The following is a 14,079-nucleotide window of genomic DNA, read 5'->3' as shown; positions in this document are numbered from 1 at the left end:
CGTGCGGCGGCTTGCTTCAACTGGTCGTGTTTCTCTGCCCGGATAGAACAAACACGCATAGCTCATAGCCGGTTATGTCGATAGCCTCAGGGCATGGACCTGAAACAGCTGGAGTACTTCATCCGCGTGGCCGAACTCGGCAGCTTCACCCGCGCGTCGGACGTCATCGACATCGCGCAGCCCGCATTGAGCCGCCAGGTGCGCCAGCTGGAAGTGGAGTTGCGGCAGAACCTGCTGGTGCGCAACGGCCGCGGCGTGGTGACCACGGATGCCGGCAAGCGCCTGCTGGAGCATGGCCGCGGCATCCTCCACCAGGTCGAGCGGGCAAGGGAGGACATGAGCCTCATGCGGGATGCGCTGGCCGGTCGGGTCGCCGTCGGCCTGCCGCCCAGCGTGGCCGGTGTGCTGACGGTGCCGCTGGTGCGGGCCGTGCGTGAGCGGCTGCCCGATGCGGCGCTGTCGATCACCGAGAACCTCTCGACGGCGATGCAGGAATCGCTGCTCACCGGCCGGCTCGACATTGCGCTGCTCTACAACCCGCAGCCTTCGCCCGACGTGGACAGCGAGACGGTGCTGGAGGAAGACCTGTTCCTGGTCAGCGCGACCAAGGGCACTGGTCCGGCGCGGCGCGGTGCGCCACTGGCCTTGCATCAGCTGGCCGAGCAGCAACTGGTGATCCCGACCCGGCCCAATGCGATCCGCATGCTGGTCGAGGCGGAGCTTGCTGCTATTGGCCGGCGGCCGCAGATCGCGCTGGAGATCGACGGCGTTCCGGCCATCCTCGCGCTGGTGGCCGATGGCGCCGGCCACGCTGTGCTGTCGCGCAATGCCGTCACCCTCGCGGGACGATCGCAGCGCTATGCGATCCGGCCCATCGTCAAGCCCGGCCTGCGCAGCCGGCTGGCGCTGGCAACCAGTTCGCAGCGGCCAGTCACGCGCACGCAGCGGGCCATGGGGGAACTGCTGCGCGAGCTCGTGCAGCAGCACCTCGGTGCCAATGCAGTGGCCGATGCAGCTCAGAAGCGGTGACGCATGCCCACACCCACGCTGCCGCTGTTTCGAAAGCCGGTCAGCCGGTCTTGCATGTAGACCGCGTACAGGTCGGTGCGCTTTGACAGAAAGTGGTCATAGCCGGCCGTCCAGGTGGTGCGGTGTGTTTCGGCGGCGCCCGTCACCTTGCGCTCGGTGCGCGCCACCGAGGCGAGGAAACGCCCTGCACCCACCGGAACTGCCGCGCCCAGCTGCGCGGTATTGGCGGTAGTGCGAATGTCGGGCGTGCGGGTGCGCTGCAACTGGCCGTACAGCTGCACGGCCTTGAAGTCGTAGGAGGCGCCGATCAGCGCGGCGTCCTGCAGGCCGATGGTCGTGGTGAAGCCGGGGCCCGTCCTGGCCTGCTGCACCGACACCACGGCGGCAAAGGGCCCGGCCGCGTAGTTGAGGGTCAGGTTCAGGTTGCGGATGCCTTCGCGGTCCTGCACTTCGCCCATGCCGTAGAGCAGGCTGGCGCGCAGCCCGGCGAAGGTAGGCGAGGTGTATTGCACGGCATTGCTCCACACGCTGTCGCCGAGCACGGCGCGGTTGTACGTGGGCTGCCACGTGTGGAGCATGACGGGCGAGAACTGCAGCGACACGCCGAACGGATTGAAGGCGCCGCTGGCCACGAACATCGGATTGGTCTGCCGGCCGAGCGACAGCTGGCCGAAGCCGCCGGCCAGGCCCACCCATGCGTTTCGCGAGAAGTACGGGTCGGTGGTGTTGCGCCCGAAGGTGCCGGAGTCGGTCTGGAAGAAGCTTTCCAGTGCGAACTGCGCCTGCAGCCCATCGCCGAGGCTCTCGCTGCCTCGTACGCCCCAGTAAGCCGTCGTCATGCCGCCGCTGCCGAGCACCTTGGTGCGGCCGGGCTCGTCGCTGCGCTGCATCGATCCGACGAAGGCATCGAGCAGGCCGTAGATCTGCACGCTGGCCCCAGGGTCTGCGGCAGTCTGTGCCCACGGGGAATGCGTGGTGGTGCACAGAGCCAGCACCGGCAGGGCGCGTAGCGAAAGTGCCTGAAGGCGGGAAAGTCTTCTCATGTCGTCTGTCTCCTCGTTGTGATTCGTAGCCTGCAAGGGCGCAGGCGCGCGCATCCGCACGCCACGGTCGTGCCGTGGCGTGGGGGCGGTGTCAGTGGTGTGTACGAAGCGCGGCGGCGGCGCTCAGTCGTACCAGTACAGGCGACTCGGGTTGTCGACCAGCAGCTTGCGAAGCTGCGCCGGGTCGTCGCTGAACAGCGGCAGCAGATCGACCAGCTTGCCGTCGTCGGGCATTTCGCGCACGTTGGGGTGCGGCCAGTCGATGCCCCACAGCACGCGGTCGGGCGCGGCTTCTATCAGCCGGCGCGCGAAGGGCACGGCGTCTGCATAGGGCTGGCCCTGGGTCGAGAGGGTCTGCGAGATGCGCTCGGCACCGCTCACCTTGACCCACGCGCGCTCGTCGCGCATCAGCTCCAGCATCATCTCGCAGGCTTTCTGGCCGAGGCCGTGCTCGACCATCGTGCGGCCCATGTGGTCGATGACGAAGGGCACTGGCAGCGTGTCGAGGAATGCGCGGTAGGTGACAAGGTCATCTGCGTCCAGATGCAGCACCAGGTGCCAGCCCAGCGGCCGGATGCGCTCGGCCATGCGCAGCACCGTGGGCAGGTCGGGTGCGCCGCCCAGGTGCTGCACGAAGTTGAAGCGCACCGAGCGCACGCCGGCCTTGTGCAGCGCGGCGAGCTCGGCATCGGTGATGCCCGCACCCACCATGGCTACGCCGCGGTAGGTGTCGGGCGATTGCGCGATGGCGTCGAGCATGGCGCGGTTGTCATGGCCATGCACGCTGGCCTGCACCAGCACCACGCGTTCGATGCCCAGCAGTTCGTGCAGGGCGCGCAGCTTTGCGGCGGGCGCATCGGGCGGCGTGTAGCGGCGGTTGTCCGAATACGGAAACACGTCACCGGGGCCGAACACATGGCAGTGCGCGTCGCAGGCGCCAGCGGGCAGGCCGAACGTGGGGCGGCTCGGGTTTGGATGGGGTGGGGCGATGGTTTTCATCAAGGCGGGTTCACTGCTTACTGCTTGGGAATGCCGGCGCGCTGGATCACGGCCGACCAACGTTGGATCTCGCTGTCGAGCAGCCGCGCCTGTTCCTGCGGTGTGCTGCCGCGCGGCTCCACGCCGAGGTTCTGCAGGCGTTTCTTGACTTCGGGCGAAGCCAGGGCCGCACGGGCCTCCTGGTTCAGGCGGGCGATCACGTCGGGCGGTGTCTTGGCGGGCGCGGCCAGCGCGTTCCACGATGCGACCTGGAAGCCTGGCGTCCCGCTTTCCGCAACGGTCGGCACGTCCGGAAGGCTGGGCGAGCGCTTGTCGCCCATGACCGCCAGCGCGCGCATGGCCTTGCCTTCGATCTGCGAGAGAACGGGCGAGAGGATTTCCACCGCCACGTCGACCTGCCTGCCACGCAGCGCCGTGACCACGGCCGGCGTGCCGTTGAAGGGCACGACCTGCGCATCGATGCCGAGTGAACTCTTCAGCAGCTCGCCAGCCAGGTTCTGCGTACTGCCGACGTTGATGGTGCCGATGTTGAGCTGGCCCGGATGGGCCTTGGCGTGAGCCACCAGGTCGGTGAATGTCTTGAACTTGCTGTTGCTCGCCGTGAGCACCGCCATGTCGAAGTAGCCGAGCGTGGAGATCGGCGCGAAATCTTTCGTCGTGTCGTAGGGCAGCGACTTGAACAGGCCCACGCTCACGGCATTGCCGTTGGACATCAGCAGCAGCGTGTGGCCGTCCGGTGGCGCCTTGGCTACCGTGTCGGAAGCCACCACGCCGCCCGCGCCGGGCTTGTTGTCGACCACGATGCTCTGGCCCATCGATTCGGACATCTTCTGGGCCACGCTGCGCGCGACCAGGTCCGCCACGCCGCCGGCACCGAAGGGCACGACCAGGCGGATCGGACGCGAAGACAGGGGGGCGGCCAGCGCGGGCGATGCGCGCAAACCGGCGGCCAGGGTCAGCATCAGGCCGACGAAGCCGCGACGGGAATGTCTCATGTGTCTCCTTGTTGAACTTGTGTGCGGCCTTGCGCGCCGCCGACCCGAACTATTGCCCGTGGGTCAGCCCCCGGCAAGATTGCGTTCGCACTGGGAGATATAGTTTTTCGGCATGGCTGGGCGCTCGCGTGGCGCTCAGCGTCAATCCAGCCGCAGCGACCCCAGCCGCGCGACGATCAGGTCGCGCAGCGTCTGCGCCGCCACCGACAGGCTGCCTTCGCGCCGCTGCACCATGTAGAGCGTTCGCGTGAGGGAAGGCAGGGGCAGCGGCCGCGTCACCAGCGTCTCGCGCTGGAAGTGGAACAGCGTGAGCGCGGGTACCACGCTGATGCCCAGCCCGGCCTCGACCAGCCCCATCACGGTGGCCAGGTGCTCCACCTCGAACACCGCATTCAGCCTTTGCGGATGCAGCGCCGCGTCGAGCGCCTGCCGCACGCTGCTGTTGCGCGCCATCTGGATGAAGGGGTGGGGCGCGATCTTCTTCACCGTGAGGCGCGGCTCGCGCGCCAGCGGGTGGTCGGCGCGGCACACGAGGTGGAAGCGGTCGGTGCAGAGCTTGCGCGCACGCAGGTCGCTGTCTGCCGTGCCTCCGGCGCCCGAGGCGGCGAGCGCGAAGTCGGCCTGGCCGTTGCGCACCAGCGCGATGCAGGCGTCGGACAACGCATCGTCCAGGTCGATGCGGATGCCCGGCCAGGCTTGCATGAATTCTGCGAACACCGTGGGCAGCCAACCGGCCGCGAGTGAGGGCAGGGCCGCTACGCGCACGCGGCCCTTGCGGCGCTCCACATGATCGGCGAGGTCGCCCATGGCGCTGCCCATGTCGTCGAGCAGCCGGCGCGCGGAGCCCTCGAACAGCCGGCCCTCGGGCGTGAGCTGCACGCTGCGAGTGTCGCGGTCGAAAAGGCGGGTGCCGATTGCGTCTTCGAGCGTGCGGATCAGCGCGCTGAACGCGGGCTGCGAGAGATGGCTGCTCTGCGCCGCGCGCGTGAAGTTGCGGTGCTCTGCCAGCGCGAGAAAGGCGCGCAGCTGCCGCGTGGAGAGGTCGGGCGTCTTTCTCATCATGTCTCTCTTGTTATTTGAAAAGCGGATCAATCGATCCGTATTTTCGATTTTACGGATGACCAGCCGCTGCCTACAGTGCACGGCAATGAACTCCATTGATCCGCCCACGCTGCTGATAGGTTGCGCCGCCGGCTTCTCGGGCGACCGCACCGACGCCGCCGGGCCGGTGGTCGATACGCTGATCGCGCGGCTGGCAAGCGGCCCCCAGGGGCAGCGCGCCTTCCTCATCTTCGAGACACTGGCTGAGCGCACGCTCGCACTGGCCCAGCTGCGCCGCCGCGACAACCCTGAAGCGGGCTACGAACCGCTACTCGACGACATGCTGCGGCCCGTGCTCGCGCGTTGCCTGGCGCATGGCATCCGCATCGTGAGCAACTTCGGCGCCGCCAACCCGCGCGCCGCCGCCCGGCACATTGCCCGCATGGCGCGCGAACTAGGTGCGAGCGCGCCGCGCATCGCGGTGGTGGAGGGCGACGACCTGTCGGGGCCCGAACACCGCGCGCTGCTGAACGAAGCGCTCGGCGCGCAGATGGAAGGGCTGCGCATGGTCAGCGCCAATGCATACATCGGCGCCGAGCCGATTGCCGCCGCGCTCGACGCGGGCGCGCAGATCGTGGTGTGCGGCCGCGTGGCCGACCCGTCGCTCACCGTTGGCCCGGCCATGTCGCACTTCGGCTGGCGCGCCGACGACTGGGACCGGCTGGGCCGCGCGACCATGGCGGGGCATCTGCTCGAATGCGGTGCGCAGGTGTGCGGCGGCTACTTCGCCGACCCTGGCTACAAGAACGTGCCGGGGCTGGAAGCGGTTGGCTTCCCCATCGCAGAGATAGACGCCGACGGCCGCTGCACCATCGGCAAGGCCGACGGCACCGGCGGCCTCGTGAGCGAAGCCACGGTGAAGGAGCAACTGCTCTACGAAGTGCACGACCCTGCGGCCTACCTGACGCCCGACGTGGTCGCCGATATTGCCGACGCCGAAGTGCACGCGCTGCCCGGCGTGGATCGCGTTGCACTCTCCGGCGTGCGCGGCCATGCGCGGCCGGGCCGCTACAAGGTCAACGTCTGCCATGAAGGCGGCTGGCTGGCCGAGGGCGAAATCTCCTATGCGGGGCCGCGCGCCGAGGCCCGTGCGCGGCTCGCGGCGGACGTGCTGCGCAAGCGCCTGGCCGGACTCGCGTTGCGCGTGGACCTGATCGGCGCGCTGAGCATCCTGGGCGACGACGCGGGCCGTGCGCTGGCGGATACACCCGACGCCGGCCTGCGCGACGTGCGCCTGCGCGTCGCGGCCACGCATGCCGATCGCGCGCAGGCCGAGCGACTGGCGCGCGAGGTCATGGCGCTCTACACCTGCGGCCCGGCAGGCGGCGGCGGCGTGCGCACCGCGCTCACGCCGCGGCTCAACACGCTGTCGTGCCTGCTGCCGCGCGAGGCGGTGCCGGTGCGCTTCGAACTGCTCGGCGAGGAGGCCCTGGCATGAACACCACTACCGACACCGTCGAAGTGCCGCTGTACCGCACCGCGCACGGCCGCACCGGCGACAAGGGCGATCGCTCCAACATCAGTGTCATCGCCTGGCACGCCGAGCTCTATCCCTTGCTGGTCGAGCAACTCACGACCGAGCGCGTCGCCGCGCAGTTCCACCACCGCGCACCGTCGCAGGTGCAGCGCTTCGTGTTGCCGAAGCTGCACGCGATGAACTTCGTGCTCGACGCGGTGCTGGACGGGGGCGTCAACGACGCGCTGAACCTCGACGCACATGGCAAGGCGCTGTCCTTCCTGCTGCTCGACATGCCTGTCCGCGTACCTCGCGCGCTTGTGCCCTTGCTGGCCGGACCATAGCCGCAGCTCTCTTCTTTTCCCCTAGCCATTCCATCCGGAGACAAAACAATGAAACGATTTCCCCTCACCGTGCTGACCGCCGCACTGGCCCTGATGCCACTGCTGAGCCATGCGGAGGCCTTCCCCGAGAAGGCCATCACCTTCGTCGTGCCCTTCGCGGCCGGCACCGCCACCGACCAGATCGCACGCGCGCTCGGCAACCAGATCGCGGCGGAGACGAAGCAGGCCGTCATCATCGACAACAAGGCCGGCGCAAGCGGCTTCATCGCCTCGCAGAACGTGGCCAAGGCGCCCGCCGACGGCTACACGGTGCTCATCACCACCAACACCACGCACGCGGCCAACGAGCACCTGTTCAAGAAGCTGCCCTACGACCCGGTGAAAGACTTCGCACCCATCGCGGCGCTCGGCAAGGGCGGCCAGATCATGGTGGTGAATCCCTCGTTCCCCGCGAAGAATGTGGCCGAGTTCATCGCGCTCGCGAAGAAGGATCCGGGCAAGTACAGCTTCGGCAGCGGCAGTTCGTCCAGCCGCATGGCGGGCGAGCTGCTGCAGCAGATGGCCGACATCAAGCTGCTGCACGTGCCCTACAAGAGCAACACGCTCGCTGTGACCGACCTGCTGGGCAGCCAGATCAACATGATGATCACCGACACGGCCACCGGCCTGCCGCAGGTCAAGGCCGGCAAGCTGCGCGCGCTGGGCATCTCCAGCTCGGCACGCTCGCCGCTCGCGCCCGACGTGCCCACCATTTCCGAGGCCGGCGTGAAGGGCTACGAAATGGGCTACTGGTTCGCGGCCTATGCGCCCGCGAAGACGCCACCCGCCGTGGTCAAGCGGCTCAACGAACTGCTGGTGAAAGCCGCGAAGAGCGAAGCTGCAAAGACGGCTTTCTACGAGCCGACCGGCACCGAGGTGTTCACGACCTCGCCCGAAGAGCTTGCGAAGTTCCAGGCCAACGAGTCCCAGAAGTGGGGCCGCATCGTGAAGTCGGCCGGCATCGAGGCCGAGTAGCCCGCGCGCCGTAGCGGGTACCGGCGCCGCAACACGACAAGACACACAACGAAGGAGACAAACCATGAAACGCTGGAGCCTTTGGGCTGCCACGGTGGCTTCGGCCGCCCTTTTTCTGACTGCCTGCGGTGGAAGCGGCGGAGGAGGTGGCGTGCTGCTGCCACCGCCCACCGCCACGACACCCACCACACCGCCCGTGACTGCCACCGCGCCCAAGTACAAGCTCGCCATCACCGCGACCGAAGACGTGCCCGGCGCATTCGGCAGCGTGGGCGCCTACGAGAAGATCACCGGCACCTTCACCGGCGAGGTCGATCCGAAGGACGCTCGCAACGCCATCATCCAGGACCTGTCGCTCGCGCCGCTCAATGCGAACGGCAAGGTCGAGTACACCTCCGACTTCGTGCTCTTCAAGCCGAAGGACATGACGAAGGCCAGCGGCGTGCTGCGCTACGACGCGCCGAACCGCGGCAACATCGTGAGCCTCGATCCGTACTTCGCCTCGCGCGGCTACGTGTTCCTGACGGCCGCCTGGCAGGACGACGTGCCGGCCGGGCCCGGCAAGCTCACGCTGAAGGTGCCGGTCGCGAAGAACGCCGATGGCAGCAGCATCACCGGCACCTACCGCGCCGAGTTGCTGCCTACCGCAGCGAACAACGATTCGCTGCCCTTGCCAGGCGGCCCGTTCAATGCGGCGATGCAGGCCTATGCCACCGCGAGCCTCGACAACACGAAGCCCGGCTATGTGCTCACTCGCCGCATCAACGAAGGCGACGCGCGCCAGCTCATTCCCGCGAGCGAGTGGAAGTTTGCGAAGTGCAGCGCCGCCACGCCGTTCCCCGGTACGCCCGACGAGACGAACGTCTGCCTCAAGGACAAATGGGACCCGGCCTACTTGTACGAACTGGTCTACATCGCGAAAGACCCGAAGGTCATGGGCCTGGGCCTCGCGGCGCTGCGCGACATGATCACCTTCTTCCACCGCGACGCGAGCGATGCGGCGGGCACGGCCAACCCAGTGGCTGCTGCCATCAAGAACACCATTGCCTCGGGCGTCTCGCAGTGCGGCAACTTCATGAAGACCTTCGTGCACTTGGGCTTCAACGAGGACCGTGCGGGCCAGAAGGTGTTCGACGGCGTGTTCGCGCAGATCGCGGCGCGGCAGACCAACATCAACATGCGCTTCTCCATTCCTGGCGGCGGCGGTGGCGTGCGCGCCGACCACACGGCCTTCGGCCAGGCCGGCACGCGCGGCCTGTCGAAAGACTATGTGGACGACGTGGCTCAGCGGCGCGGCGGCATCCTGTCGCGCTGCGAGGCGAGCGGCACCTGTCCCAAGCTCTTCATCGGCTTCAGCGGCACCGAGTTCTGGACCCTGCAGGGCTCGCCGCTGTTGACCGATGCCTGGGGCACGACCGACCTCGTGCAGCCCGGCAACGCGCGCATCTACTACTACGCGAGCACGCACCATCTGCTGGGCCTCCCGTCGCTGCCGGGTGCAAGCGCAGGGGCGCTGTATGCGACCAACGGCAATGCCGGCGTGATTCCGGTCGTGCGCGCGCTGTACCAGAACCTGGAAGACTGGGTCGTCAAGGGCACGACGCCGCCCGACAGCCAGGTGCCGAAGCTGGCAGACACCACGCTGGTGCGGCCGCAGCACGTCAAGTTCCCGGCGATTCCGGGCATGAGCTACACGGGGCTGGTCAACACCTATTCGCTGCTGGACTGGGGCCCCAACTACAGGCCGCAGGACGAGAGCGGCATCGCCACGCAGGTGCCGCCGGCCTACCTGGGCCGCGACTACGCGATCCTGGTGCCGCAGGTGGATGCGGACGGCAACGACATCGCGGGCATCCGCAGCCTGGACGTCGCCGTGCCGCTGGGCACGAACACCGGTTGGAACTACACCAACCAACCGGGCCGGATCGACCAGGCGGGCCTGTTCGGGTCGTACTTTGCGTTTGCCAAGACGGCGGCGCTGCGCGGAAGTGATCCGCGCCCGTCGCTGCAGGAGCGCTATGTGGATCAGGCGGGCTACATCGCGGCAGTGACTGCGGCCGCCAACGACCTGGTGGCGAAACGCTTCATGCTGCGTGTGGATGCCGACGCAGCGATTGCCAGCGCGATTGCCAATCCGGTGCTTCCTTAAGCCGAGTGCACCCCAAAGCCCGTCTTGCCCGGCGCGATGTCTTCGCGCAGGGTGAGCGCGGGAATCTCGTAGTCGCCGGCGTTCTGCCGGCGGAACGGGATCGGGTCTGTGGTGAACAGCGTGTCGAGCCGCTGACCCAGTTCCTCGGTGATGCGCGCGTAGGCAGTCTCGTCGACCTTGTGCGTGCGATGCACCACGTACGGCGGCAGCACGTCGAAGCCGGGGTAGTAGAGGATGCCGTGGTGGATGGGAAACAGCAGGTCGTCCATCGGCCCGTTGATGCCGCGCGGCGCGTAGTGCGATGCCCAGCCACCGGTCGTCACCACCAGCATCGCGCGCTTGCCGGCCATCAGGCCTTCGCCGAAGCGGTCGCCCCAGTGGGTGTCCGAATGCTCGCCGAGGCCGTAGGCAAAGCCATAGGCGTAGATGCGCTCGACCCACCCCTTGAGGATGGCGGGCATCGAGTACCACCACAGCGGAAATTGCAGGACGACCGCGTCGGCCCACAGCAGTTTTTGCTGCTCGGCGGCGATGTCTGCGGTTTGCGTGCCGGCCTCGAACGCATGAAGCGAATCGAGCACGGGGTCGAAGCGCGCGGCGGTGTCGCGCGCGGGGAAGTCGTCGGCGTCGAGCGCGGGCTTCCAGCGCATGGCGTACAGGTCGGACACCTGCACTGAATGGCCCGCAGCCGCCAGGCGTTCGAGCATGAAGCGATGGAGCGCGCCATTGAGCGAGGCGGCTTCGGGGTGGGCAAGTACCAGAAGGATGTTCACGGTTTCACAAGGGGTCGGATGAAGATGCCCTCAGGTTAGGCTTCGTGGCGATATATTGGAAATGAATAGTCTGAATTCCAGAAATTGCCATGAACAATTTCAGCCGCCTTGACCTCAACCTGCTGGTCACGCTCGACACGCTGCTGGCCGAGCGCAATGTCACGCGCGCAGCCGAGCGGCTGAACCTGTCGCAGCCCTCGGTGAGCGTGCAGCTCGCCAAGCTACGCGAAGCGTTCGACGACCCGCTGCTGGTGCCCGCGCAGCGCGGCATGCGGCCCACTGCGCGCGCCGATGAACTGCGCGAGCCTCTGCGCGAGGCGCTTGAATCGCTGGGCCGTGCAGTGGCGCCAACTCGGCCTTTCGATCCGGCCGAGGCGACCACCACCTGGCGCGTTGCCGCGGCCGACTATGCCGAGTCGGCCATCCTGCTGCCGGCGCTGGCCGGGCTGCGTGCCGCGGCGCCGCACACGCGGCTGGCCGTGGTGGAGGCCGTGCCTTCGCGCATGGCGCGGCAGCTGGAGAGCGGTGAGGTCGACCTGTTCTTTCACACCAGCGTGGGCGCGCCGCGTGGCCTGCACGCGCGCGTGCTCTTCCACGAACGCTACGTGCTGGCCGGGCGGGCAGGGCATCCGCGCCTGAAGCGCCGGCCGACGCTCGCGCAGTTCTGCGCGCTGGAGCATGTGGTGGTGTCGCTCGCCGGCGGAGGCTTCGCCGGGCCAACGGACGAGGCGCTGGCCGAAAAGGGTTTGACGCGGCGCGTGGCGCTGTCGGTGCCGCACTTCCTCTTCATGATGTCGGTGCTGGCCAGCACCGACATGGTCGCGATGCTGCCCGAGCGGCTGGCGCGCGGCGCGGCCGGGCTGCGGATGGTGGAGGCGCCGCTCGAGGTGCCCGGCTACGAGATGGCGATGCTCTGGCACGAGCGCCGGCACCGCGACCCGGCGCACAAGTGGCTGCGCGAGCAGATCGTTGCGAGCCTCTGAGCCGACCTCGGAAGGCGGGCTCAGAAGGCGCTGATGGCCTTGTCGGTTTCGGCCTTGCGGTGCAGCGGCAGCCACAGCGTGAAGCGCGTCCCGGTGCTGCCGGACTGCCAGCTCACCGTGCCACCGATCACCTGCGCGCGCCGCTGCTGGTTGCGCAGCCCCCGTCCGCTTCGGCGCAGGGCCTCTTCCACGTCGAAGCCTTCGCCGTTGTCTTCGATCACCACGTTCACGCCTTCATCGACCGTCGCGGTGCTCACGCAGATGACGGTGGCCCGCGTGTGGCGCAGCACGTTGGCGACGCATTCCTGCACGATGCGCAGGATGTGCAGCGCGCCGTCCGGGTCCAGCCAGGGCAGCGAGGGCACGGGTTGCACTTCCCATTGCAGCGTGATGCCGGCGCTCTCGATGCGCGGCGCGAGGCGAAAGCGCATGGTTGCCAGCAGGAGCAGCAGGTCGGCTTCCACGTTTTCCATGGAGTCGATCACCAGCCTCAGGTCTTCCATGCAACCCTTGAGCACGCGGGAAATCTCGGCTTCGCTCATGGCGCCTCGCTCCACCGAGCGGATGGCGCTGATCAGCGAAGAGCCCAGCCCGTCGTGCATGTCTTGCATGAGGCGGCGGCGCTCGGCATTGAGCATGTGCTGGTTCTCGATCACGCGCAGCCGCTGGTAGCTTTGCTCCAGCTCGGCTTCGCGCGCCTGCAGGCGCTGGGCCAGGCCCTTGTTCAGCCGGGCCACTTCGGCGAACGCGCCTGTGTAGCGCTGGAACATGATGTACGAGAAGACGAAGAACAGGCTGATGATGGCGTAGGGAGAGGTGTACACGGCCTCTGGGCTGACCAGGTTGTTCTGCAGAAGCCCGTCATAGGAAGTGAATGCGACGGCGAAGACAGTCCAGCCCGCCACCAGGCGTCCCTCGGGCAGTTGCGCGCGCAGCGCCTTGCGCAGGTTCACCGCAAAGATCGTCACCGCGACGGGCAGCACCATCAGGTTGAGCAGGGGCGTGAACAGGTAGAGACTGACGATATCCGTCGACACATGGGGCAGCGTTGCGATATTGCAGGCCAGCGCCAGGGTCACCGACACACGGGTCAGCCAGGGTGATGGCTGCTGGTGCAGGCGCTGCAAGAACAGGTGGATGAGGACGATCAGCCAGAGCAGGCTGGCCACTGTCATCCATTCGAACCAGTCGTCCGAAATCGGGATGAAGCTGCCGCCCGCGTAGTAGTGAAGCGTGCGCAGGAAGGCGAGCGCCGAGATGGCAAAGAACAGCAGGTAGAGCGATTCGCGCCTCTTGAACAGCCACACCGCGAACGCGAATGCGCCAACCGCCAGGAACGCGGCGCTGCCCATGAAGGGCAACTGCACCTGCAGCAACTGGCGGATCTGGTAGCGCCAGCTCAGCGATTCCTCGTCGCCCACCCACAAGGTCGAAAAGCCGCTGCCGCTGTTGCGCAGGCGGTCGACGCGAATCAGCACAGATGCCGGGGCGGGTGTATTGGCGGTCGCGTTCAACGGCAGCAGGAGCGGGTGGTTGTAGCCGTTGTGGATGGGGCTGCCATGCGACTGGTAGAGCAGCACGCCGTCGCCGTACACCGCGATGTTGCCCAGGGTTTTCCAGCGCGGGAGGTAGAGAAGCTGCTGCTGCGTCTTCGGCGTCAGCCCGGACAGTTCGATGCGGTACCAGTCGGTGACGGTTCGCTCGCCGCTCGACGCATTGGGCACCAGTTCGCGCCGGGCTGTGTGGGGGAGGCTGACCGTCTTCCAGCCATCGGTTGGAAGCGCGGCGTCCACGATATACCGCGGAGGTGCGGAATAGCCCGTGCCGGAAACCGAGAGCAACTCGGCCTGCGTGATGTGGACAGGGCCGTCGTGCTGCGGCGCCGCATCCGCCGGGAGTTCATCGGCGTACGCAAAAGACAGGAAGGCCAGCGGCAGGGCCAGCCAAAGCCTTGCGATCCACCGGCTGATTCGCCAACAGCCTTTGCTGCCTAGCCTCATAGATCGCTTCTGCCTCGGAAATCACTTTTCGCGTGCTGTGGATGCGCCGGACGATTGCCGGCACCGTGCTGTAGCCATCTTTTGACGAGCCCAGACTCCCGCTCACGCGGGCGGGCGCAATTATGTCCTCGCCCAGCCTTTCCGGCCAAACCAGGCAACTTGCCGCAAATTCTTGAATGGCATAGACCGTCCG

At 67.5% G+C, this 14,079-nt stretch carries 12 protein-coding genes; 6 read left to right on the top strand and 6 right to left on the bottom strand.

All coding sequences use genetic code 11. The features are described 5' to 3' along the window. The first annotated feature begins 93 nt into the window (after positions 1–93). Positions 94–1,029, top strand: coding sequence for a LysR substrate-binding domain-containing protein (locus BLV60_RS07800; protein WP_093052508.1), 936 nt, complete (start codon positions 94–96; stop codon positions 1,027–1,029). On the opposite strand, the gene BLV60_RS07795 is transcribed toward BLV60_RS07800, so the two are convergent. The 4 genes from BLV60_RS07795 to BLV60_RS07780 all read right to left on the bottom strand — a co-directional run bounded on the left by BLV60_RS07795 (position 1,017) and on the right by BLV60_RS07780 (position 5,125). Beyond that, positions 1,017–2,072 carry a porin gene (locus BLV60_RS07795; protein WP_176928739.1) on the bottom strand — a complete coding sequence of 352 codons (1,056 nt, stop codon included), beginning with the start codon at positions 2,070–2,072 and terminating at the stop codon, positions 1,017–1,019. The genes BLV60_RS07800 and BLV60_RS07795 overlap by 13 nt on opposite strands. A 123-nt stretch (positions 2,073–2,195) precedes the next feature. Continuing rightward, complete coding sequence (locus tag BLV60_RS07790) at positions 2,196–3,071, bottom strand: amidohydrolase family protein (protein ID WP_093052502.1); 876 nt, start codon at positions 3,069–3,071, stop codon at positions 2,196–2,198. A gap of 17 nt (positions 3,072–3,088) precedes the next feature. Beyond that, a complete protein-coding gene (locus tag BLV60_RS07785; RefSeq protein WP_093052499.1) occupies positions 3,089–4,066 on the bottom strand; it encodes a Bug family tripartite tricarboxylate transporter substrate binding protein in 978 nt (325 codons plus the stop codon). A gap of 141 nt (positions 4,067–4,207) precedes the next feature. Continuing rightward, entirely contained in the window at positions 4,208–5,125 is a 918-nt protein-coding gene (locus BLV60_RS07780; RefSeq protein ID WP_093053182.1) for a LysR family transcriptional regulator, read from the bottom strand. Between the two features lie 88 nt (positions 5,126–5,213). Between BLV60_RS07780 and BLV60_RS07775 the strand changes: the two genes are divergently transcribed. From BLV60_RS07775 to BLV60_RS07760, 4 genes are all read left to right on the top strand, one after another. Further along, complete coding sequence (locus BLV60_RS07775; protein WP_093052496.1) at positions 5,214–6,605, top strand: acyclic terpene utilization AtuA family protein; 1,392 nt, start codon at positions 5,214–5,216, stop codon at positions 6,603–6,605. Next, positions 6,602–6,967: an AtuA-related protein gene (locus BLV60_RS07770; RefSeq protein WP_093052493.1), complete on the top strand. Its 366-nt coding sequence runs from the start codon at positions 6,602–6,604 to the stop codon at positions 6,965–6,967. Before BLV60_RS07775 ends, BLV60_RS07770 begins: the two co-directional genes overlap by 4 nt. Positions 6,968–7,015: 48 nt before the next feature. Then, positions 7,016–7,981: a Bug family tripartite tricarboxylate transporter substrate binding protein gene (locus BLV60_RS07765; protein ID WP_093052490.1), complete on the top strand. Its 966-nt coding sequence runs from the start codon at positions 7,016–7,018 to the stop codon at positions 7,979–7,981. A 64-nt stretch (positions 7,982–8,045) separates the two neighbouring features. After that, the gene (locus BLV60_RS07760; protein WP_093052487.1) at positions 8,046–10,130 is read left to right on the top strand and encodes an alpha/beta hydrolase domain-containing protein; all 2,085 of its coding nucleotides are present in this window, start codon (positions 8,046–8,048) and stop codon (positions 10,128–10,130) included. On the opposite strand, the gene BLV60_RS07755 is transcribed toward BLV60_RS07760, so the two are convergent. Then, on the bottom strand, positions 10,127–10,903 hold the full coding sequence (locus tag BLV60_RS07755; RefSeq protein ID WP_093052484.1) for an NAD(P)H-dependent oxidoreductase: 777 nt from the start codon (positions 10,901–10,903) through the stop codon (positions 10,127–10,129). The two genes, BLV60_RS07760 and BLV60_RS07755, sit on opposite strands and share 4 nt — an antisense overlap. A gap of 89 nt (positions 10,904–10,992) precedes the next feature. Between BLV60_RS07755 and BLV60_RS07750 the strand changes: the two genes are divergently transcribed. Then, positions 10,993–11,886 carry a LysR family transcriptional regulator gene (locus BLV60_RS07750; RefSeq protein ID WP_093052481.1) on the top strand — a complete coding sequence of 298 codons (894 nt, stop codon included), beginning with the start codon at positions 10,993–10,995 and terminating at the stop codon, positions 11,884–11,886. A gap of 20 nt (positions 11,887–11,906) precedes the next feature. On the opposite strand, the gene BLV60_RS07745 is transcribed toward BLV60_RS07750, so the two are convergent. Beyond that, positions 11,907–13,886, bottom strand: a complete 1,980-nt coding sequence (locus BLV60_RS07745; RefSeq protein ID WP_093052478.1) for a sensor histidine kinase — start codon at positions 13,884–13,886, stop codon at positions 11,907–11,909. Between the last annotated feature and the right edge of the window lie 193 nt (positions 13,887–14,079).

Origin of the sequence: Variovorax sp. YR634 (genome assembly GCF_900106655.1) — a bacterium.
In the GTDB taxonomy this organism is placed as follows: Bacteria; Pseudomonadota; Gammaproteobacteria; order Burkholderiales; family Burkholderiaceae_C; genus Variovorax.
The sequence above is the reverse complement of the archived record's forward strand: the minus strand, read 5'-3'. Positions and strand labels throughout refer to the sequence as shown.

Coding starts and splice junctions, on each gene's coding strand:
- BLV60_RS07785 (WP_093052499.1), bottom strand. CDS start 4,066: ATGAGACATTCCCGTCGCGGCTTCGTCGGCCTGATGCTGACCCTGGCC.
- BLV60_RS07795 (WP_176928739.1), bottom strand. CDS start 2,072: ATGAGAAGACTTTCCCGCCTTCAGGCACTTTCGCTACGCGCCCTGCCG.
- BLV60_RS07775 (WP_093052496.1), top strand. CDS start 5,214: ATGAACTCCATTGATCCGCCCACGCTGCTGATAGGTTGCGCCGCCGGC.
- BLV60_RS07770 (WP_093052493.1), top strand. CDS start 6,602: ATGAACACCACTACCGACACCGTCGAAGTGCCGCTGTACCGCACCGCG.
- BLV60_RS07800 (WP_093052508.1), top strand. CDS start 94: ATGGACCTGAAACAGCTGGAGTACTTCATCCGCGTGGCCGAACTCGGC.
- BLV60_RS07750 (WP_093052481.1), top strand. CDS start 10,993: ATGAACAATTTCAGCCGCCTTGACCTCAACCTGCTGGTCACGCTCGAC.
- BLV60_RS07790 (WP_093052502.1), bottom strand. CDS start 3,071: ATGAAAACCATCGCCCCACCCCATCCAAACCCGAGCCGCCCCACGTTC.
- BLV60_RS07780 (WP_093053182.1), bottom strand. CDS start 5,125: ATGAGAAAGACGCCCGACCTCTCCACGCGGCAGCTGCGCGCCTTTCTC.
- BLV60_RS07760 (WP_093052487.1), top strand. CDS start 8,046: ATGAAACGCTGGAGCCTTTGGGCTGCCACGGTGGCTTCGGCCGCCCTT.
- BLV60_RS07765 (WP_093052490.1), top strand. CDS start 7,016: ATGAAACGATTTCCCCTCACCGTGCTGACCGCCGCACTGGCCCTGATG.
- BLV60_RS07745 (WP_093052478.1), bottom strand. CDS start 13,886: ATGAGGCTAGGCAGCAAAGGCTGTTGGCGAATCAGCCGGTGGATCGCA.